Raw genomic sequence first — 20,708 nt, forward strand, 5'->3', positions numbered from 1 at the left:
GCGGAGATGAGCGCCAAGATGACCGCCAAGCTGACTGCGAAGATAAGTGCGAAGACACTGCGATATCTGATCGTGATCGGCCTGATTGCGCTGTGGGAGCTGCTGCCGCGCACCGGTCTCATTCCCGAGCTGTTCCTGCCGTCCCTGTCATCGACGCTGATGGCCGGATGGACCGAGGCGCCCGAATACGGTCATGCGCTCGCAGTGACGCTCTACGAAGTCATGGTCTCCATGGCCTTCGCCTGCGGCGGCGGCATCCTGCTTGGCGCTATCGTCGGCAGCCTGCCGGGTCCGCGCGTCCTGATCATGCCGATGGTGTCGAGCCTCTATGCAGTGCCGCTCGTGATCCTCTATCCCGTTTTCACGGTGTGGCTCGGCATCGGCTCGGAATCCAAGATCGCCTTCGCCTCGATTTACGGTTTCCTGCCAACGATGCTGGCCACCGCCGCCGGCATCCAGACCATCGACCCTCAGCTCCTGCTCGCGGCACGCAGCATGGGCGCCACGCTGAGCCAGCGGCTGGTTCGCGTCATCATTCCCGCAGCGATTCCGACAGTGCTGTCCGGCCTCCGCGTGGGAGGCGCGCTGGTCATCGTTGGCGTCGTCGTCTCGGAGATGCTGATTTCCTCGGCCGGCATCGGTTATCTGATCTCGCGCTACCGCACGATCCTCGACAGTCCGCACGTGTTCGCCGGCGTCCTCCTCGTGCTGTTCATGGCGATCGCCTTCAATGCCGCGATCCGGGGGATCGAGCGTAAGGCGGCGATCTGGCAGACCGGCACGCGCGCTGGTCAGGCCAACGATGACATCGCATCGGGCGCGATGCAGCCGGCGACCTGAGGAAATTCCGCGTGTTCGATCTGACCCTGACATTCGACAACGGCCCCGATCCCGACGTGACGCCGCGCGTGCTCGACATTCTCGGAGAGCGCGGCATCAAGACCACGTTCTTCGTCATCGGCGAGAAGCTCGCCGATCCCGCGCGGCATGGCCTTGCGATGCGCGCGCACGGGGAGGGACACTGGATCGGCAATCACACCTTCACCCACAGCGTCCCGCTCGGTGAGCAGCCGGATCGCGATACAGCGAAGAGCGAAATTGGCCGCACACAGGCCGCGATCGGTGATCTCGCCCATCCACAGCGCTGGTTCCGGCCGTTCGGTGGCGGCGGCAACCTCGATACGCGGCTGCTGAAGCCATCCGTCGTCGACTATCTCACCTGCCACAAGCACAGCTGCGTGCTCTGGAACGCGATCCCCCGCGATTGGGACGATCCCGACGGCTGGACCGAGCACGCCATTGTCCAGTGCAGCCGGCAGCCCTGGACGCTGATGGTTCTGCACGATCTTCCAACCGGAGCGATGGACCATCTAGAGCGATTCCTCGACCGTGCCGAGGCGGCCGGCGCCCGCTTCCGCCAGGGTTTCCCGCCGCAATGCGTTCCGATCCGCAATGGCGCGATCGCACTTCCGATCAACGACTATGTTTCCTCCATCGAAGAGAGCGTTTGACTGATGAAAATCGCAAGCTTCACGATCGCCGGCACCGCGAGCTTTGGCATTGTCACCGACAACGGCGTCATCGATGCCGGCAAGCGTCTCAATGCATATCCGACGCTGAAGACGCTGCTTGCCAAGGGATCGCTCGACGAATTGAAGAAGCTTGCCGGCGAGAAGCCCGACTACGCGCTGCAGGACGTCACGCTGCTGCCGACGGTCCCCGATCCCGACAAGATCTTCTGCATCGGCGTCAATTACGCCACCCATCTCGCCGAGAGCGGCCATCCCACCCCGCCACACCCGATGATCTTCACCCGTTTCGCCAACAGCCAGGTCGGAGATGGCCAGCCGATGATCCGGCCGCTTGAATCCGAGCGCTTCGACTATGAGGGCGAGATGGCGGTTGTCATTGGCAAGGCCGGCCGCCGCATCTCGCGCGACGCCGCGTTGAGCCATGTCGCCGGTTATGCCTGCTACAATGACGGTAGCATCCGCGACTGGCAGCGCCACACCTCGCAATTCGCGCCCGGCAAGAATTTCGCCGGCACAGGCGGCTTTGGGCCCTGGATGGTCACGACCGACGAATTGACCGACGTCAGCAAACAGACCTTGATCACGCGGCTGAACGGCGTCGAGGTACAGAAGGCCCCGATCTCCGATCTCGTCTTCGACGTGCCGGCGCTGATTGCTTACTGCTCGACCTTCACCGAGCTCGCGCCAGGCGACGTCATCGTTACAGGCACGACCGGCGGTGTCGGCGCTTATCGCAATCCGCCGCTGTGGATGAAGGGCGGCGACGTCGTGGAGATCGAGATTTCCGGGATCGGGATTCTCCGCAATCCCGTCAAGGACGAAGTGCCGGCTAAGGCGACGGGCGCGGCCTGATTGGCTGCGCTCGACAACAACAAGAAGGAGACCCTCATGCCGATGCCAACGCATATCCTTCCGACCACGGTGGTCGGAAGTTATCCGCAGCCGGAATGGCTCGTGAATCGCGCCATGCTGTCGAAGGTGGTGCCGCGCACGCGCCTGCACGACATGTGGCGGCTGCCAGCGGAACATCTGGAGGAGGCCCAGGACGATGCGACGATCGTTGCGATCCGCGACATGGAGCGCGCCGGCATCGATATCGTGACCGATGGCGAAATCCGTCGCGAGAGCTACTCCAACCGCTTCGCCACGGCGCTCGACGGGATCGACGGAGACAATCCCGCGATGATCGTTGCGCGCACCGGTAACACCCAGACCGCGGTGCCGCGCGTCGTCGGCCCGGTGAAACGCAAGGGACCGGTCGAGCTGCATGACATGCAGTTCCTGCGCAGGAATACCGATCGTGCAGCGAAGATCACCCTGCCGGGTCCGTTCACCATGAGCCAGCAGGCCAAGAACGAGTTCTACAAGGACGACGAAGAGCTCGCGATGGCCTTGGCGGAGGCCGTCAATGCCGAGGCGCTCGATCTGCAAAGAGCAGGCGCAGACGTGATCCAGCTAGACGAGCCCTGGGTGCGGAACAATCCGGATTCTGCCAAGCGCTACGCCGTCAAGGCAATCAACCGCGCGCTGAAGGGCATCACGGTGCCGACCGTCGTGCATCTCTGTTTCGGCTATGCGGCGGTCGTGCCAGGCTCGAACAAGCCGGCCGGCTATTCGTTCCTCGCCGAGCTCGACGATACGACTGCCGACCAGATCTCGATCGAGGCTGCGCAGCCAAAGCTCGACCTCGGCGTTCTGAAGGACCTCTCCTCAAAGAAAATCATGCTTGGTGTGCTCGACCTCGCGGACCCCCAGATCGAGAGCGTCGACACGGTCGCCGACCGCATTCGCAACGGCCTGAAATATGTGTCGCCCGATCGTCTCGTTCCGGCGCCCGATTGCGGCATGAAATACATGCCGCGCGCCGTCGCGTTTGGGAAATTGAAAGCGATGTGCGATGCGGCGGCCAAGGTTCGGCAGGAGCTTGGTTGACGAGGTTCGAGCCGTTCGCCAGCGATTGCACGATCTGGGTTTGGTCCGCCTCAGACCCAGCCGCCATCGACGATGTAGTGCTGAGCTGTGCAGGCGGAGGCCTCGTCGGAAGCGAGGAAGATGGTGAACTTCGCGACCTCGTCCGGCACGAGCTTGCGCTTCAGGCATTGTCGTTGCATCAGCTCGACTTCGCCCTGTGGCGTCATCCATTTATCGAGCTGGCGCTCGGTCATGATCCATCCCGGCGCGATTGCGTTCACGCGGATGTTGTAGGCGCCGTAATCGCGCGCCAGAGAGCGCGTGAGACCGATCACGCCTGATTTGCTGGCGGTGTAGGCGGCCATGCCGCCCTGTCCGGCGATCCACGACACCGAGCCGAAATTGACGATGGCGCCGGCGTTCGCCGCCTTCATGTCCGGCAACACGGCCTGCGCAGCAAAGAACTGGTGCTTCAAGTTGATCGCGATACGGTTGTCCCAATATTCCGGTGTCATTTCCTCGGTGCTGTGCCGCTCGTCATGTGCGGCATTGTTGACGAGGATGTTGATCGCGCCGTGCATGTTGCGCGCCTCCGCAACGCCGGCACGTAACGCGGCGATATCGGTCAAGTCGACACGCATGAAACGCGCGCCAAGACCTTGATCCGACAGCTCGCGTGCCAGGGATTGGCCCTCGTCGACTTTGATGTCGAAGAACACGACATTGGATTTCTGCTGGGCGAAGCGCCGCACGATCGCAGCGCCAATTCCAGATGCGCCCCCGGTGACGAGAACGACCTTGCCGGCGAGGTCGGAATAAACGGCAGCCATGGATATCCCTCGATTTGCGTTGGGGCAGCGCGACGCGCCGCCCGACTCTCCCGCGCACCTTAGCGATCTCCTTCGTGAGGTGCATAGATCAGAATTTCAGTTGCGTACCTCAAAAATCGAAGGCAGGATTGCACCAAGAATAAGAGCCGTTGGGAGGAATGTGATGAGACTGCTCGGGAAACTGGGACTGGCCGTTGTCGCATGCCTGTTCGGAGCGAAACTCGCTGCGGCCGATACGACGGTGAAATGGCTGCACATCGAGGCCAATCCGGCTCAGGTCAAAATCTGGGAGGAGGTCGCGCGTGCCTATGAGGGGTCGCACCCGGGCGTCAAGGTCGAGATGCAGTTCCTCGAGAACGAGGCCTACAAGGCCAAGCTGCCGACCATCCTGCAATCCAAAGACCGGCCCAATATCATCTACAGTTGGGCCGGCGGTGTCCTGAAGACGCAGATCGAGGCCGGCGTGCTCGACGACATCACCGATTCTGTGAAGGGCTACAGCGACAATCTCACACCCGCGGCACTCGCCGCCTTCACCAGCAACGGCCGGGTTTATGGTCTGCCCACGGCGCTCTCGCAGGTCGGCTTCCTCTGCAACAAGGAGCTGATGGCCAAGGGGAAGGTCGATCCTGCCGGGATCAAGAGCTGGGACGATCTGCTTGCTGCCGTGAAGGCGTTGAAATCCGCCGGCGTGACCCCGATCGTGGTCGGCGGCGCCGACAAATGGCCGCTGCACTTCTACTGGACGCATCTTGCGGTGCGCATCGGTGGCAAGGCGGCGTTCGATGCGGCGCTGCGCGGTGAGAACGGCGGCTTTGCCGGGGAAACCTTCCAGAAATCCGGCGAGCTGTTCAAGCAGCTCGTGGATCTCCAGCCGTTCCAGAATGGCTTCCTGGGTTTCAAGAATCCGCAGGCGGTCGGCTATTTCGGCGACGGCAAGGCGGCGATGACGCTGGCGATCAGCACGGTTTATCATCTGCAGCGCGCTCTCGCCGCCGACAAGGTCGGATTGACCGAGGACAAGATGTGCTGGTTCGACTTCCCGGTCGTGACCGGCGGCAAGGGTGCGCCCACCGATACGCTCGGCGGCATCACCGGTTGGCTGATTACGAAAGGCTCGCCGAAGGAGGCTGTCGATTTCCTGAAATACTTCGTCTCCAAAGAGGTGCAGACGCGGCTTGCCGCCGGCAACTTCATCATCCCGGTCGTGCAGGGCGCAGATGTCGGCCTCAACAACTCCTTCATGAAGCTGATTGCCGCCAATCTGGCGAAGTCGAACTACCACCAGAACTTTTATGACCAGAGCCTGGGTCCGTCGGTCGGTCGCGTCGTCAACGACGTCACGGCCGAGATCGCCGGCGGCAGCATGAGCCCGCAAGAGGCTGCCAAGGCGATCGAGATGGCGTGGAAGCAGGGCAACTGACGGTGGCGCGGCGGACCGCGAGCGTGTCGACGATCGGCGCTGCTGGCGAGATGGTGCCCCAGGTCACGGTCCGTGGCCCGAGTTGGGACGGCAGGCTGACGGTGCTCATCCTGTTCCTGCCGCCGGCGCTGCTATTGTTCACGTTGTTCGTTGTGCTGCCGATCGGCGAAGCAGCCTGGTATTCGGGCTTCAACTGGAACGGGTTCGGCAGGCCGACCAACTGGATCGGCTTGGACAATTACCGCTTCGTGCTGGAGACCCGCGCCTTCTGGCTCGCGCTGCGTAACAACGGGCTGATCATCGCTGTTTCGCTCTCCATCCAGCTGCCGCTTGCGCTCACGCTGGCCTTGATGCTCGCCGAGCGCTTTCGCGGGGCAGTGGCGCTGCGCATGCTGTTCTTCATGCCCTATATCCTGGCGGAGATCGCGACCGGGCTGATCTTCAGCTTCGTCTATGATGGCGACTACGGCCTTGTGGCTTCGATCTGGCGCAGCTTCGGCGCCGAGCCCCCGCATCTGCTTGCCTCGACCGATACGGCCATGCTGGCGGTGCTGATCGTGGTCGTCTGGAAGTACTTTGGCTTCCACATGATGCTGTTCATCGCAGCGCTCCAGGGCCTCGACAAGAGCCTGGTCGAGGCGGCGCGTATCGACGGCGCGACCCGATCGCAAGCCCTGCGACATGTGGTCATCCCGTTGCTCTATCCGACGATAAGGCTCTCCGTGTTCTTCGCCATCGTCGGTTCGCTGCAGCTGTTCGACCTCGTCATGCCCCTGACGCGCGGCGGGCCAGCGGACTCCTCGAACACGATGGTGAGCTTCCTCTACAACAACGGCATCTCGCGCATGCGGGTCGGCTACGGCGGCGCCATCGGGGTCATCCTGTTTGCGATCTGCGTGACCTTTGCTTTCACGTACAAGCGATGGTTCATGCGCGATGAGTAACGCGAAGGCCATCCGCGCGCCGTTCGATCCCTCAATGCTGTTCAAGATGGTGTTCCTCGCCGTCGTCGCCATCATCGTAATGGTGCCGCTGCTCGCGACCTTGTTCGGTGGCTTGAAATCGCTCGGCGAACTGCGCGTCAATCCGTTCGGCCTGCCACGTCACTGGGAGTGGCAGAACTATGCCGACATTCTGTTCTCTGCACGCTATTGGCAGCTCTTGCGCAACTCGCTGATCATCTCGACCCTCACGGTGGCACTGACCCTGATCGTCGCCTCAATGGCGGCGTTCACCTTCGCCCATATCAGGTTCTACGGCAGCTCAATGCTGCTGAGCTACCTTACGCTGGGCCTGCTGTTTCCGGCCGCGACGGCGGTGCTGCCGCTCTTCATCAAGGTGCGCGACCTCGGGTTGCTCGATACATATCTTGGGGTAGCCCTGCCGCAGGCGGCCTTCAGTCTTGCGATGAGCGTGCTGCTGCTGCGGCGTTTCTTCAAGGATATCCCCTACGAACTGCTGGAGGCCGCGCTGGTCGACGGCTGCAGCTATATCAAATTCTTCCGCTATGTAACGTTGCCGTTATCGCGGCCGATCCTGGCGACCGTCGGTACCATCACCTTCGTCAACAGCTGGAACGCCTATCTGCTGCCGCTGGTGATGCTCAACACCGACGCGCTCTATCCCTGGCCGCTCGGCATCATGGTTTATCAGGGCGAGTATTCGTCCGAGTGGCATCTGATCCTGGCCTTCATCACGCTTACCATCCTGCCGACGATCATTCTATTTCTTCTGGCGCAGAAACACATCGTCGCAGGCCTCACCGCCGGTGCGGTCAAGGGATGAACGGTACCTCACGGAGATCACAATGAGAAAAGTAGGCATCGGCATCATCGGCTGCGGCAATATCAGCACCGCTTATCTGAAGGCGGCCCAGCGCTTCGCAGTCATGGAAATCAAGGCGCTCGCCGATATGCGCAGCGATGCGGCAGAGCGGCAGGGCGCCACCTTCGGGCTGCCGGCAATGCGGGTTGATCAGCTGCTCAAGCGAGACGACGTCGAGATCGTCATCAATCTCACTGTGCCACTCGCCCACACTGACGTCAGCCTAGCGGTGCTGAACGCCGGCAAGCACGTTCATTCCGAGAAGCCGCTCGGCATCAACGTCACGGAAGCCCGCAAGGTGATGGACCTCGCCGCGCAGAAGAGCCTTCGCGTCGGCTGCGCGCCTGATACGTTCCTTGGCGGTGGGCATCAGACCGCGCGCAAGCTGATCGACGATGGCGCGATCGGCACGCCCGTGGCCGGCAGCGCGTTCTTCGGCTGCCCCGGCCACGAGCGTTGGCATCCGGCGCCGGGTTTCTACTATTTGCGCGGCGGCGGGCCTATGCTTGACATGGGTCCGTACTACATCACCGATCTCGTGCAGCTGCTCGGCCCCGTGGCGAGCGTGATGGGCTCGACCGCGCGTCCGAAATCCGAGCGGCTGGTCACCAGCGAGCCGATGAACGGGACGTTGATTCCGGTCGAAGTTGCGACCCATGTCGCCGGCACGCTCGAATTCGAGAGCGGGGCGGTCGTCTCGATCGCGATGAGCTTTGATGTCCCCAAGCACCGGCACGCGCCAATCGAGATCTATGGCGACAAGGGCAGCATGCTCGTGCCGGACCCGAACCGCTTCGGCGGCGAAGTACAAGTCGCCAAGACCGGCGGCGACTGGGAGCCGGTCCCGCTGACCCACGGTCATGTCGATGGCGAGTTCCGTTCCATTGGCGTCGCGGACATGGCCTCCGCGATCCTGAACAACCGGCTGCATCGTGCCAGCGGCGCGCTCGCGTTCCACGTGCTGGAGGTGATGGAGGCGTTCCAGATCTCTGCCGACGAAGGGCGACGCGTCAAGATCGAGAGCTGCGTCGAGCGGCCGGCGATGCTGCCGGCCGGGCGTGAAACCGGACAGATCGACTAAGGACAGAAACATGCGCAAGGCAATGATTGTATGGGGCGGTTGGCCGGGGCACGATCCCGATCTCTGTGCTTCGATGATCCGTGGTTGGCTGAAGGCGGAAGGCTTCGAGGTGCGGATCGAAACCACCACCGCCGCGTTCGCCGATCCCGCGATTCACGACCTGTCGCTGATCATCCCGATCTATACCATGTCGACAATCGAGAAGGCGGAAGCGCTCAATCTCTGCGCTGCGGTCCGCAGCGGCGTCGGGCTCGCCGGCCATCATGGCGGCATGGGCGACGCATTCCGCGATTCCGTCGATTACCAGTTCCTGTGTGGCGGGCAGTGGGTTGCGCATCCCGGCAACATCATCGACTACAAGGTCGACTTGACGAAGCCGGATGATCCCATCATGAAGGGCCTGAAGAGTTTCGAGCATCGTTCCGAGCAATACTACATGCATGTCGACCCCGCCAACGAGGTGTTGGCGACGACGGCCTTCACCGGCGAGCACGCGCCCTGGATCGAGGGCGTGGTGATGCCCGTGGTCTGGAAGAAGCGATACGGCGCGGGCAGGGTGTTCTATTCCTCGCTCGGCCACCGCGCTTACGAGCTCGACGTACCGGAGATCCGGACGTTGATGACCCGTGGCATGTTGTGGGCGGCGCGCGAATGACAGCCGTTGCGACCCAGTCGGTGGTTCGCGCTACGCTTGAAGACGTCGCGCGCACGGCGGGTGTTTCGCTCGCCACGGTCGATCGCGTCGTCAACCGGCGCGAGGGCGTGCGCGCCAAGACCGTGGCGCGGGTCGAGGCCGCGGTGGCAAAACTCGGCTATCGAGCCGACGTCGCGGCCGCTCGGCTTGCACGGGGGCAGACGTTCCGCTTTGCCTTCGTGCTGCCGACCGGTACCAACAGCTTCATGACCAACTTGACCGAGCAGGTCCAGCGCACCGCGGACTGGCTCGCCGGCCAGCGCGGCTTCATTGATATCCTCCATGTCGATGTGTTCGATCCGGACGTACTCGCCACCGCGCTGGAAAATCTCTCGCCCGCGTACCAGGGCGTCGCCGTCATCGCGCTCGATCATCCCAGGGTGCGCGCCGCGATCGACGAGCTCACCACGCGCGGCGTCGCTGTGGTGACCCTTGTGTCGGACGCGCCGAGCTCGCGCCGGCTGCATTATGTCGGCATCGACAACCCGGCGGCAGGCCGCACCGCTGCAACGCTGATGGGACGGTTCCTCACTGGTCGCGAGGGGACGGTGGCCGTGATCGCAGGATCGTTGTCGCTGCGCGATCACACTGAGCGGCAGTTCGGCTTCCACCAAATCCTGTCCAGCGAGTATCCGAACCTGCTCGCGCTGCCGGTGATCGAGGGTCGCGATGACACCAAGCGGACGCGGGAGCTCACTGCGGCACTGCTCGCGCGCCAGCCAGATCTGCGCGGCATATACTGCTGTGGCGCCGGGAACCGTGGCATCGCCGATGCGCTCGAGGCCTCGGGACGGGCGCGTGAGGTGGTCTGGATTGCCCACGAGCTGACTCAATACACGCGGCGTTTCCTGGTCCGTGGCACCCTCGATGCCATCATCAACCAGGATCCCGGCCACGAGGCCCGGTCCGCAGCGCGAGTCCTGCTCGCGCATTGTTCGGGTGAGCCCATCAGCCCCGACCAGGAGCGCATCCGCATCGACATTTTTCTGCGGGACAATTTGCCGTAACCTTTGAATGGCCTGCGGGGTGCATCAGAAGCTCGCGGCCATTTCGGCCAGACGTTGGTGGGCTCTTTCGCGGGCCGCCTCAATGGGCTGTTGCGGTCCGGTGGTTGGCCCGATCGGAATGAAACGGACATTGTTGATACCGACAAAACGCAAAATTTCGCGCAGGTAAGGCGTTGCCATGTCGATGCGCCCGCGGTTCATTCCGGTGGCGAAATCGCTGCCACTGGCAATGATGACGATGGTCGGCCGGTCTTTCAGCAACGGAATGTATCCAAGGGATGGGTCGAACCGAAAGTTAAGCCCGGGCTGGACGATGACGTCGAAGAATTGCTTGAGCTTATAGGGAATGCTGAAGTTCCACATCGGCGTCGAAATCAGCACCCGCTCGGCGAGCGCTAAGCGCACCGCCATCCGCTCGGCTTCCGCGAAGCTGTCCCGCTGCGCGTCGTTGAAGGCTTGCGCCTTCATCCGTGCATATTTGGCTTCGACAATGGGGCCTGAAAACTCCGGCAGGCGCTCGCGCCAGAGATCCATGACGTCCACGTCCCAATCGGGCCGAGCTCGGCGAAAGCCGTCGAGGAAAACGCGTGCGCCGGCGCTTGACAAGGAGTCGTCGCGGGGCGAGCAGGACAGGTGCAGGAGCTTCGCCACCGCTCATCCCAGCGCTTTGATGACGGCATCGGCCTTGGTCACGACGGCGACATTCTGCATGGCGAAGTTGATCGAGGCAGCGTGCCAGTCGGCATTCATGGTCGAGCAGCAATCCTCAGGAACGATCATGAAGTAGCCCTTGTCGGCACCGGTCCGCGCCGTGTGCTCGACCGACATGTTGGTCCAGGCGCCGGTGTTGATGATCATGTCGCGGCCGGTGGCTTTCAGGATCGTTTCGAGCCTCGTGCCTTCCCAGGCGCTCATTCGCACCTTCTCGACCACGAAATCGCCGGGCCTCGGCTCGAGACCTGACACCGGTGCTGCCCCCCAGCTTCCGCGCACCATCGCCTTACTGTCGACGAGACCCTCGAACAGCGGCGCATTCAGCGTCACGCCGGGCGCGCCGGGCTCGACGACGAACCAGACATAAATGATGGCGACGCCGCGCGCCCGGGCGGTTTCAGCCAGGCGGCGGACATTCTCGACGACGTGCTGCTGCTTCGCGTGACCTGGTGCGCCGGAATCGGCGAATGCGCCCCCGTCCATGATGACGTCGTTCTGGAGATCCTGGATGATCATGGCACAGCGTCGCGGGTCGAGCTGCATCTCGCCCGCGGCGAGGACGGGTGCAGCGGAAGCAGAGCCGGCGGCTGCTGTGCCGCCGCCTCGCTTGCCGCTCATATAGGGCTCGTGGCGCGGTCCGACCTTGGTGGGAATAGCATAGACCGAGTGTGTCGAAGTCAGGTACAGCGTGCGGAAATCCGGCCCGCCCCAGGTAAGGTTAGCGACGAGTTCGGGCAAGCGGAGCTTGCCGAGCAGCTCGCTCCGCGGCGAATAGACCCAGACCCCGCCGGGTGCCGTAACCCAGACGTTGCCGTGCTGGTCGCACTTCATGCCGTCGGGCAAGCCGGGCTCGAGCTCGGAGCGGATGCCGCTCGCGAACACACGCGCACTCGACAGCGAGCCGTCGCCGTTGACGTCGAATACGCGGATCAGTGCCTGCACGGTGTCGTTGACATAGAGCAGTTTCTCGTCGGGCGAAAAGCACAGCCCGTTCGGCTGGTCGAACAGATTGCGCTCGACGACGAGCTTCGGCTCGGCGCCGGGCACGACGCGATAGACGCCCTGGAAGCCGAGCTGCCTCGGCCGCTCGACGCCATAGACGGGCATGCGGCCATACCAGGGATCCGAGAAATAGATCGCGCCGGAGGAGTGCAGGCAGACGTCGTTGGGGCTGTTGAGCTCCTGTCTCCCAAAGTGGGAGGCCAGCACCTCGCGCCGCCCGTCCGGCCGCTCGCGGATCAGCGACGATGTCGCGTGCTCGCAAACGATCAAATTGAGCTCGGCGTCATAGGTCATGCCGTTGCATTTGTTCGAGGGACGCTTGACCTCGGCGACGCCGCGCCGCGCATCCCAGCGCCGGCGTACGTCGCCCGGCATGTCGGAGAACAGCAGATAATGATCGACCGGATGCCAGATCGGTCCCTCCGTGAAGTCAAAACCGGTGCCGATCTGCGCGACTGGCGCGTAGGGGTCGATCAGGGTCTCGAATTCGGAACGCAAGGTGACGTGCGTCATCGGTCGATCCTCTGGCGTCTAGGCCGGAAACCAGTTGCGCTGGGGCAGGGATTGCACGATCGGCCCAGGCACCTGGTCGTGTAGCCTGCCGACGACGTTGCCGCCCTCGATCTTGGCGGGACGGTCGTGGACCGGCAGCAGATAGCGCGAATTGCTCAGCAGCTTTTTGATGGCGGCCTTCTCGGCCCGCTTGGTGGTGCCGTGGTTGCCCGTGGTGCGTGGCTCCCAGTCGTGGATCTCGTTGAAGGGCGTCACGATCTGGTCGTTGAAATCATAGATCACGTCGCCGCAGATAGTGGCGATGCCGTCGGCGGTTTCGACGATGATGTTCATCGAGCCCTCGGTATGCGCATTCGCTGCGTCGCAGTAGACGCCCGGCATCAATTCGATGGGACCTGTGATCTCGAGGTCGAGAAAGCGCAGCGCGCTCTTGGTGTGCAGACGGTCGATCAGATGCTTGATATCCGGCGCCGGATATTGCGGATGCATCAGGCCGGACACGGAATATTCGAGCTCGCGGCGGTTGAGGACGACGGTCGTGTTCATCGGAAACAGATCGTCCTTGCCGGCGTGGTCGATATGCAGATGGGTGTGGCAGACGAAGCGCACATCGCCCATCCGCACGCCGTGCCGCGCAAGCTGGTTCTCGATCATGTGCTCGTGATACTGCAGGCCGCGCATCCCCAGCGTTTCCATGATCTGGTTGGAGCGATAACCCGTATCTACCACGACCGGATATTTGCCGCCGAGGATCAGGAAGCCGAGTGTGAGGACACGGCGGGTCCGGCCGCAGTCGTGGCCGAGAACCAGAAAGCTCGATTCCAGCTCGATATCGCCATAGTCCAGGATCTTGATCTCCAGCGGCATTCCGTCCCTCCCTGTATCCGTTTTTGTTCGTTTCCTCAGCGCTCAAAGCCGATAGACGCGTATGGCGGTGGTTCTGAAAATGGCTTGGCGCTGATCATCGCGCAGCGGCGCCGCGGCGGCACGGAAGGCATCGATCAGCTCGCGGTAACTGGTCCACAATTTCTCGATTGGGAAATTCGAACCGAACAGGCAGCGTTCGGCGCCGAAGATCGCGATCGTGTCGATCAGGACGGATGCGATATGCGCGGGGTCGTTGCCGTGGATGAAGGTTCCGAGCCCCGACAGTTTCGACACGACGTTCGGGCATGCGGCGAGGCGGGCCATCCCGGCGCGCCACGCGGCGCGGCCTGAGGGTGAAAGGTCCTCCAGCATGCCAGCGTGCTGCAGGATAAAGGTCACCTTCGGGCAGGCTTCCGCAAGGTGTGCGGCGTCCGGCATCTGCGGCGTGAACACCTGAAGGTCAAAGCTCCAGCCATAGTCCGCAAGCCGGGCGATGTTGCGCTGGATCACGGGATCGGTGCAGAGATCCGGCCGCGCGGCAAAGCGATAAAGCGGGTTCTCGTGCCAATGAAGTTGCATGCGGACGCCGCGCACGAGGGCATAGCGCTTCAGGCGGTCGAGTTGTGGACGCACGTCGTCGACTGAAAAATCGGCGTAAGCCACGATGGCATGCGGCCAGCCGTGCTCCTCGGCCGTCTGCTGCACCCAGGCGGCCTCGTCCTCGTAGCGGTCATTGGCCCAGTTGGTCTGGACATAGACCGAGCGGGTGACGCCGCTGCCTTCGAGGTCGCGGAGATATTCCTCTATCGGGTAATCGCGCCGGATCGGCTCGTACGGACCGAAGATGCGCGGCTGCATCGGACCCACCAGCCAGGGCAGGTCGGCCTGGCGCCAGATATGATGGTGCCCATCGACGATGTCGGTCACGCAACTCTCCTTTGTCCCAGCGCCAGCACATGCGCGACGATCGACGCGCTCGATCCTCCATCGACGAGGTCGTCGACGAAGCGCTCGATCGCGACCAGCGCTTCGGTCTGCGGGCGAAAACCGGGGCCGGACGCGAGCGGCGTCAGCCAGCTCACGCGCCACGCGCGGCGCGATAGTTTCGCGACCGCATCGCGCAACGCATCGGGTTCGCCCCGCTCAAGGCCGTCGGAAACGATGATCACGGCGGCGCCCCGCGCGTATCCGCCGAAGCGGGGCACGGCGAGAAAGGCCTGCAGCGCGTCGCCGATTCGGGTGCCGCCGTCCCAGTCGCTGACTGCATAGGCCGCGGCGTTGAGCGCTTGCTCGCGCCGCTTGAGACGCAACGGCCGGGTGATGCGGGTCAGCCGCGTGCCGAAGGTGAAGACCTCGACGTTGGGCGCCGCCTGCACCAGGGTGTGCGCGAACTTCATATTCTCTTCGGTGCGGGTCTTCATCGAGCCAGAGACGTCAATCAGTAGCAACACCTTGCGTGGACGCTGCCGCCGCTTCAAACGTCCCAGCCGGAGAATTTCGCCGTCGCTGCGAACGGAGTCGCGTAGGGTGCGGCGCAAATCCGCGTAGGGCCCGCTGCGAGCCCGCATGCGGCGATGGCCGCGCCGCTTCGGCAGGCGCCTCGGCGCCTCGCGGGCAAGCCGGCGCAGCGCATCGGTGGTCGAGAGCTGCGCAAAGCGGCGCTCGACCAGGGCTTCGGCGCGCGCAGCTGCGAGACCGGACTCGTTGGCCTCGTCCGACAACAGCGGCTCGTCGTTTCCACGAGCCTCCTCTTGCAGCCGAACTGTCTCGTCGTCCTCACCGTCATCGACGCGCTCGATGGCCTCGTTTCCGCGAAAGTGCAGATCGAACAGCCGGTCGAACGTTGCGCGACGCTCCGGGGGAGAGGCCAGTGTCGCGAGGGCTGCCTGCCGAATGTCTTCCAGGCTGCGGGGGCCGAGCAACTGGATCGCGGCCAGGAACGATGTCGTCTGTTCCGGCGCGACGGCAAACCTGTTCGTTCGCAACAACCCGACGAACGAGATGAAAACGCGCGCAGCGCGCGGCAGTTCGGGTTCGGCGCTCATGCAGAGGCCTCCGCCAGCAGGGCGTCGAGGCGCGGCGAAATGAAGTGCAGATCTTCCTCGTCTTTCAGGGCAACGCCGATCGAGCGCCTGAAGGCATCGGGCCAGCGCGCGCCGCCCTTGTGCAGCAGTGTGGCAGCCTCAGCCCAGTCGACGGCTTCGGCGATCCCGGGCGCCTTGCTGAGCGGCTCGCGTCGCAGCTTCTCAACGGCCGCGACGACAGCCCGCGCGGTTCCCTCGGCGACGCTGGAGGCCCGCATCATCACGATGCGTGCTTCGCGCTCGGCGGAGGGATAGCCGATCCAGTGATAGACGCACCGCCTCCGCAAGGCTTCATGAAGATCCCGCGTGCGGTTTGAGGTCAGCACGACGACCGGGCGCTCCGAGGCACGCACCGTACCGCGCTCCGGGATCGAGATTTGGAAGTCGGACAGAAACTCGAGCAGGAAAGCTTCGAACTCCTGGTCGGCGCGATCGATTTCGTCGATCAGCAGCACGGTTGAGTCAGGCGCGCGCAACGTCGCCAGCATCGGTCGCTCGATCAGAAACGTTTCGCCGTAGATATCGATGCTCTCATCGCCGGCCTGGCGGATTGCGAGCATCTGGCGCGGATAGTTCCATTCATAGAGTGCGGCGGATGCGTCGATGCCTTCGTAGCATTGCAGGCGGATCAGGCGGCGGCCGAGGACAGCGGCAATGGCTTTGGCGGCCTCGGTCTTGCCGACACCCGGCGCACCCTCGAGCAGCAATGGCTTGCCGAGTGCCAGCCCGAGATAGGCTGCGGTCGCCAGTCCCTCGTCGGCGAGGTAATAGGCCGCCCGAAGCGCCTTCTCCAGTGCCTCGGGGCTGTCGATGCCGACGATGTTGCTGCGGACGGCCATCGAGACCTCAGCGCCGCGTCTGAGGGCGCGCGCCGCCCTCGGCCTTGATCGCGCGCAACACCTTCTCCGGCGTAATCGGCAGGTCGTCGATGCGGACGCCGACGGCGTTGAAGATGGCGTTCGCAACGGCCGGCAATACGGGATTCGCGCACATTTCCCCGGGACCCTTGGCGCCGAAGGGGCCATCGGGAGCCGGGCGTTCCAACACGGCGATGTCGTGCGGGCAGATGTCGCCAGGACCGGGCATGACATATTCGACGAAGTCGCGAGGGCCGTGGACAGGATCGGGATAATAGGGCTCAGGCGTCTCGTAGAGCGCGTGACTGACGCCCATCCAGGCGCCGCCGACGAGCTGTTGCTCGACCAGGCGTGGGTTGAGCGCACGGCCGAGCTCATAGGCAGAGTCCATGCGGATCATCGTGACCTCGCCGGTCTCGTCGTCGACCTCAACCTCGGCGACAAGACAGGCATGGGCGTAGCAGGTCGCCGGCGACATCTCGCCGGTCTCGGGATCGACATTGGACAGAGGAACGAGAAAGATGCCACGGCCGGCGATGGTCTTGCCTTGCTTGAACTGCGCGGCGATGGCGACGTCCTTGGTGGAGATCGAGCGGTGCGGCGCGCCCTTGACGTGGATGTTGCCACGTCCGTCGGTTTCGAGATCGGCGGCGTTGACCTCGAGTTCCTCCGCGGCGGCCTCCATCATCACGCCGCGCGCCTCGCGTGCCGCCGCCATCACGGCATTGCCGACCCGATGGGTGCCGCGCGAGGCGAACGAGCCCATGCAATGCGGGCCGGTGTCGGAATCGGCGGTGTCGACATAAACGTCCTCAACGGGTACGCCGAGCGTCTCTGCGCAAATCTGCCGCGTTACCGACTTCATGCCTTGGCCGAGATCGATCGAGGATAGCGCCACAGTGAACTTGCCGCTTGGATTGGAATGAACCAGGGCCTGGCTGGGATCGCCGCCGAGGTTCATGCCGATGGGATAATTGACCGATGCGATGCCGCGTCCGCGATGTCGGGTCATCTCAACGCCTCCTGGTGCCGAACACGGATGAGAATCGGCCCGCCCCATGCGAGGGCGATGCCGGTCGCGGTGGCTGCGGCGGGAAGGGCGCGGGCGGTGGGGGCTCGCGCGGCGGTTCGCGCAACGCGGCCGTCGGCAGGCGATCATAGCTCGTGCGCTGCTGCGCTGGGGTGGTCGTCCTCACCGGGGTCTCGGCAGGCGTCTGCGGGATGGCGGCGCGACTGCCGCCACCGTCCTTGCGGGAGGAGGCGCGCTTGAACTCGTCGCGGATCGGCCATTTGGCTTTCTCCGCGGCGACCTGGACGCACTCGATCAACGCCGTGTTCTTGGCCTCGCGCCGATGCGCCTTCATGTCACCGTCGCGATAGGCATTGAGGATGCGGAACTCCATCGGATCCATGCCGACGAGGTTCGCGAGCTTGTCCATCTGGCACTCGATCGCAAAATCCATTGCGGTGACGCCGAAGCCGCGCATCGCGGTTGCCGGCGTACGGTTGGTGAAGACGCAGTAGACGTCGCCATAGACGTTGGGGATGGTGTAGGGCCCTGGCAGATGGGCCGCGCATTTCACCGCGGCATAGCTCGAGAGCCGCGTATATGCGCCGCTGTCGAAATACGCGCGGACCTTTCGCGCGACGACACGGCCGTCACGCATCACGCCATCCTTGATGTAGATGCGCTCGGCGCCGCGTGGTGGGCCGTATTGCATCTCTTCTTCGCGTCCGAACACGTAGCGCACGGGACGTCCCGTCAGCATCGCACCGAGGATGCATAAAGGTTCGGTCAGCGTATCCACCTTGCCGCCAAAGCCGCCGCCGACGGTGCCGCCGATGAAATGGAAGGTGTTCGAGGGGACGTCGAGAATCTTGGCGCAGGTGTCGACCGAGAAGAACAGCGCCTGCGTCGACGTATAGACGACAAAGCGCCCGTTGGTGTCGGGCGCCGCGATCGACCCGTTGGTTTCGGTCGGCGCGTGCTCGATAGGCGACATCTGGTAGCGCTGTTCGAGCACGTGATCGGCGGTCGCGAGTGCGGCATCGGCATCGCCGAAGCGGAGTTTCTGGTGATCATATGTGTCGTGATAAATGAAGGCATTCTTCGGATAGGTGTCGTTGACGACGGGTGCGCCGGCCTTCAGCGCATCTTCGACGTCGAACACGGTTGGCAACGGCTCGTAGTCGATGCGGACTTTCGAGATAGCTTCAAAGGCCTCGCGCTCGCTGTCGGCGACGATGGCCAGGATCGGCTCCCCCTTGTAGCGGACCTTGTCGACGGCGAGCGAGGGCTCGTCGTCCTTGCCGAAATTGATCAGGCTCAAGAGCGTATTGAGGTTGCGGGGTACGTCGGAGCCGCGGATGATCCGGCGCACGCCGGCTGAGCGCTCAGCGTCCGTGGTGTCGATCCGCCGGATCCTTGCATGCGAATGGATCGAGCGGACGACTTTCAGGTGCAGCATCCCCTGGAGCTTGTGGTCGTTGAAATAGCTCGATGTGCCTGTGACATGGCCGAGCATGTCCTGGCGCTGCGTGCCCTTGCCGATCTCCTTGAGATTGTCGTCGCGCTCGTCGGCGAAAATATCTTTGCGCAGTTCCAGCATGATGTGGTCCTTCAGGCGCTCACCCGGCCGCCGGAGGCGGCGAGGATGGCGTTGATGATCGGCTCGTAGCCGGTGCAGCGGCAGATGTTGCCGGAGATCGCCTCGACGATCTCGGCGCGGCTCGGGGAGGGATTGTGATCGAGTAGTGCCTTGGCGGCCATCAGCATGCCCGGCGTGCAATAGCCGCACTGGGCAGCAAAATTCTCGGCAAAGGCGCGTTGCAGCGGGTGGAGGTTGGGTCCTTGCTTCAGGCTATCCAGCGTCTCGACGGAGCGGCCGGCGACGGTCTCGGCCAGCGTCAGACAGGAGAGATGGAGCTCGCCGTCGATCAGGACGCTGCAGGTGCCGCAGCCGCCCTGGCCGCAGCCGAATTTCGGCGTCATGTCGCCGATGAATTCGCGAAGCGCGACGAGCAGGTTGGTGCCGCCGTCAACGAAAATGGCAACATCGCTGCCGTTGTGACGAAATTGCAGGGCAGTCTTGGCCATACGATCTATTCCTGACCCAAAAGAAGACGACGCAGATGGACGCCGACGATCTCGCGGCGATACCAGGCGCTGCCGAGCGCGTTGTCGGACGGCGATGTTCCCTCCGCAGCTGCCGAGGCTGCGGCCGCAACGGTCGCGGCATCGAGCGCGCGGCCTTCGAGAGCGCGTTCGGCCGTCCGCGCGCGTATTTGCGTCGGCGCCATCGATCCCAATGCAATTCGTGCACCGGCGATCCGTCCGCCACTGATAGGCAGATGTGCAGCGAGCGTGATGACGGAGCCGCCTTTAGGCTTGATCCGGGCGATCTTGCGGTAGCGAAAAGCCTCCGCGCTGGTCGGTCGCGTGCACGACACCGACAGCACGAGCGTCCCCGCCTGCCTTTCGCGCGACTGCAAAAATTCCTCGATTGGAATGTCGCGCGAGCCAAAGCCACCTTGCAGGGCCACGGTGGCATCGAGCGCAAGCAGGGCGACGGTGAAATCGCCATAGGGACTGGGCGCGAACAGATTGCCGCCCACCGTACCCATGTTGCGCACCGCCGGGCCGCCTATCGAGCGAGCAGGGGCGTGCAGGAAAGCGAGGTCGCGTTCGCCCAGAATCCGGGCGAAAGTTACGCCAGCACCCAGGGTGATCCGTGGGCCGGAGGGGTCGATGCGCGTCAAGGCATGGTCATTTGTTCGCACGACGGTCGAGACCGAGATGTCACCTTCGTTCAGTGCGCGCATCACCAGCGTACCGCCGCCGAGATAGCGTGCGTTGCGATCGGACGACAGCGCCGCGGCGGCCTCGCTCGAGCTCGTGAAGGTCTTCACCGTCACAGTCATGTTGACACAGCCTCCTTGAGGTGCCGGCGGATCGCGTCGAATCCCGCTTGGTAGATATCTTCCGCGACCATGTGGGTGATCCGGTCCTTGTCCTCCGGCCGAGTCGAGAAGCGGGATTCCCAGTGCCAGAAGGTACGGTCGCCGTCCGTCACGGGCAGCAGGCGGACGTGCGCTACGTAGTTGAACATCGGAACCGGCGTATCGAGCAGGCAATAGCTGAAGGTCTGCTCCAGATCCGACAGCGTCAGCAATTGCTCGCGCAGCTCGGAGCCGTCCTGCAGCTTGAAGCGCCTGACGCAGCCGATCTTGTCCGAGCCCTGCGCGCGCTCGATCGTGGAGGTCGCAACCGCCGGATGCCAGCGATCGTGCCCGTTGAAATCACGCAGCAGCGCCCACACGGAGCCGGTCGGCGAATCCAGGATCGTGCTCTTGACGATGTGCGGCACGG

Annotated in this window: 22 protein-coding genes; 10 read left to right on the plus strand and 12 right to left on the minus strand. The window is 63.7% G+C overall.

The window, feature by feature from the left end; genetic code table 11:
* The first annotated feature begins 6 nt into the window (after positions 1–6).
* Genes IVB45_RS13195 through IVB45_RS13210 form a run of 4 tightly spaced genes read left to right on the plus strand, consistent with a single transcriptional unit; the run spans position 7 to position 3,464 of the window.
* Complete coding sequence (locus IVB45_RS13195; protein WP_247359694.1) at positions 7–840, plus strand: ABC transporter permease; 834 nt, start codon at positions 7–9, stop codon at positions 838–840.
* A gap of 11 nt (positions 841–851) precedes the next feature.
* On the plus strand, positions 852–1,511 hold the full coding sequence (locus IVB45_RS13200; RefSeq protein ID WP_247359693.1) for a polysaccharide deacetylase family protein: 660 nt from the start codon (positions 852–854) through the stop codon (positions 1,509–1,511).
* A 3-nt stretch (positions 1,512–1,514) separates the two neighbouring features.
* Entirely contained in the window at positions 1,515–2,384 is an 870-nt protein-coding gene (locus tag IVB45_RS13205) for a fumarylacetoacetate hydrolase family protein (protein WP_247359692.1), read from the plus strand.
* Between the two features lie 36 nt (positions 2,385–2,420).
* Positions 2,421–3,464, plus strand: coding sequence for a 5-methyltetrahydropteroyltriglutamate--homocysteine methyltransferase (locus IVB45_RS13210; protein ID WP_247282330.1), 1,044 nt, complete (start codon positions 2,421–2,423; stop codon positions 3,462–3,464).
* A gap of 50 nt (positions 3,465–3,514) precedes the next feature.
* Here IVB45_RS13210 and IVB45_RS13215 read toward each other — a convergent pair whose 3' ends face one another.
* Complete coding sequence (locus tag IVB45_RS13215; protein WP_247359691.1) at positions 3,515–4,273, minus strand: SDR family NAD(P)-dependent oxidoreductase; 759 nt, start codon at positions 4,271–4,273, stop codon at positions 3,515–3,517.
* Positions 4,274–4,436: 163 nt separating this feature from the next.
* Here IVB45_RS13215 and IVB45_RS13220 point away from each other — a divergent pair, with 163 nt between their 5' ends.
* The 6 genes from IVB45_RS13220 to IVB45_RS13245 are packed head-to-tail and all read left to right on the plus strand — an operon-like array spanning position 4,437 to position 10,302.
* The gene (locus IVB45_RS13220) at positions 4,437–5,696 is read left to right on the plus strand and encodes an extracellular solute-binding protein (RefSeq protein WP_247359690.1); all 1,260 of its coding nucleotides are present in this window, start codon (positions 4,437–4,439) and stop codon (positions 5,694–5,696) included.
* Positions 5,697–5,746: 50 nt separating this feature from the next.
* The gene (locus IVB45_RS13225; RefSeq protein WP_247360154.1) at positions 5,747–6,640 is read left to right on the plus strand and encodes a sugar ABC transporter permease; all 894 of its coding nucleotides are present in this window, start codon (positions 5,747–5,749) and stop codon (positions 6,638–6,640) included.
* Positions 6,633–7,481, plus strand: a complete 849-nt coding sequence (locus tag IVB45_RS13230) for a carbohydrate ABC transporter permease (RefSeq protein WP_247359689.1) — start codon at positions 6,633–6,635, stop codon at positions 7,479–7,481. Before IVB45_RS13225 ends, IVB45_RS13230 begins: the two co-directional genes overlap by 8 nt.
* A 22-nt stretch (positions 7,482–7,503) precedes the next feature.
* Complete coding sequence (locus IVB45_RS13235; protein WP_247359688.1) at positions 7,504–8,601, plus strand: Gfo/Idh/MocA family oxidoreductase; 1,098 nt, start codon at positions 7,504–7,506, stop codon at positions 8,599–8,601.
* 10 nt (positions 8,602–8,611) lie between these two features.
* Positions 8,612–9,256 (plus strand): ThuA domain-containing protein, encoded by a 645-nt coding sequence (locus IVB45_RS13240; RefSeq protein WP_247359687.1) that lies wholly within the window; start codon positions 8,612–8,614, stop codon positions 9,254–9,256.
* A complete protein-coding gene (locus tag IVB45_RS13245) occupies positions 9,253–10,302 on the plus strand; it encodes a LacI family DNA-binding transcriptional regulator (protein ID WP_247359686.1) in 1,050 nt (349 codons plus the stop codon). The genes IVB45_RS13240 and IVB45_RS13245 overlap by 4 nt, the downstream gene beginning before the upstream one ends.
* A 24-nt stretch (positions 10,303–10,326) precedes the next feature.
* Here the strand turns inward: IVB45_RS13245 and IVB45_RS13250 are convergent, their stop codons facing one another.
* The 11 genes from IVB45_RS13250 to IVB45_RS13300 are packed head-to-tail and all read right to left on the minus strand — an operon-like array spanning position 10,327 to position 20,706.
* Complete coding sequence (locus IVB45_RS13250; protein WP_247359685.1) at positions 10,327–10,953, minus strand: NAD(P)H-dependent oxidoreductase; 627 nt, start codon at positions 10,951–10,953, stop codon at positions 10,327–10,329.
* Between the two features lie 3 nt (positions 10,954–10,956).
* Entirely contained in the window at positions 10,957–12,531 is a 1,575-nt protein-coding gene (locus tag IVB45_RS13255; RefSeq protein WP_247359684.1) for an isochorismatase family protein, read from the minus strand.
* Between the two features lie 18 nt (positions 12,532–12,549).
* Positions 12,550–13,398, minus strand: coding sequence for an MBL fold metallo-hydrolase (locus IVB45_RS13260; protein WP_027569306.1), 849 nt, complete (start codon positions 13,396–13,398; stop codon positions 12,550–12,552).
* Positions 13,399–13,440: 42 nt separating this feature from the next.
* Complete coding sequence (locus tag IVB45_RS13265) at positions 13,441–14,325, minus strand: amidohydrolase family protein (protein ID WP_247359683.1); 885 nt, start codon at positions 14,323–14,325, stop codon at positions 13,441–13,443.
* Positions 14,322–15,443 (minus strand): VWA domain-containing protein, encoded by a 1,122-nt coding sequence (locus IVB45_RS13270; RefSeq protein ID WP_247359682.1) that lies wholly within the window; start codon positions 15,441–15,443, stop codon positions 14,322–14,324. Before IVB45_RS13270 ends, IVB45_RS13265 begins: the two co-directional genes overlap by 4 nt.
* Positions 15,440–16,321: a MoxR family ATPase gene (locus IVB45_RS13275; RefSeq protein ID WP_007608639.1), complete on the minus strand. Its 882-nt coding sequence runs from the start codon at positions 16,319–16,321 to the stop codon at positions 15,440–15,442. Before IVB45_RS13275 ends, IVB45_RS13270 begins: the two co-directional genes overlap by 4 nt.
* A 7-nt stretch (positions 16,322–16,328) precedes the next feature.
* Positions 16,329–17,351 (minus strand): molybdopterin cofactor-binding domain-containing protein, encoded by a 1,023-nt coding sequence (locus IVB45_RS13280; RefSeq protein ID WP_247359681.1) that lies wholly within the window; start codon positions 17,349–17,351, stop codon positions 16,329–16,331.
* Position 17,352: 1 nt separating this feature from the next.
* Complete coding sequence (locus IVB45_RS13285) at positions 17,353–18,948, minus strand: molybdopterin cofactor-binding domain-containing protein (protein ID WP_247359680.1); 1,596 nt, start codon at positions 18,946–18,948, stop codon at positions 17,353–17,355.
* Between the two features lie 11 nt (positions 18,949–18,959).
* The gene (locus IVB45_RS13290) at positions 18,960–19,436 is read right to left on the minus strand and encodes a (2Fe-2S)-binding protein (RefSeq protein ID WP_247359679.1); all 477 of its coding nucleotides are present in this window, start codon (positions 19,434–19,436) and stop codon (positions 18,960–18,962) included.
* A gap of 5 nt (positions 19,437–19,441) precedes the next feature.
* Positions 19,442–20,260, minus strand: coding sequence for an FAD binding domain-containing protein (locus IVB45_RS13295; RefSeq protein ID WP_247359678.1), 819 nt, complete (start codon positions 20,258–20,260; stop codon positions 19,442–19,444).
* Complete coding sequence (locus IVB45_RS13300; protein ID WP_247359677.1) at positions 20,257–20,706, minus strand: SRPBCC family protein; 450 nt, start codon at positions 20,704–20,706, stop codon at positions 20,257–20,259. Before IVB45_RS13300 ends, IVB45_RS13295 begins: the two co-directional genes overlap by 4 nt.
* Positions 20,707–20,708 lie beyond the last annotated feature (2 nt).

Origin of the sequence: Bradyrhizobium sp. 4 (assembly GCF_023100905.1) — a bacterium.
In the GTDB taxonomy this organism is placed as follows: Bacteria; Pseudomonadota; Alphaproteobacteria; order Rhizobiales; family Xanthobacteraceae; genus Bradyrhizobium.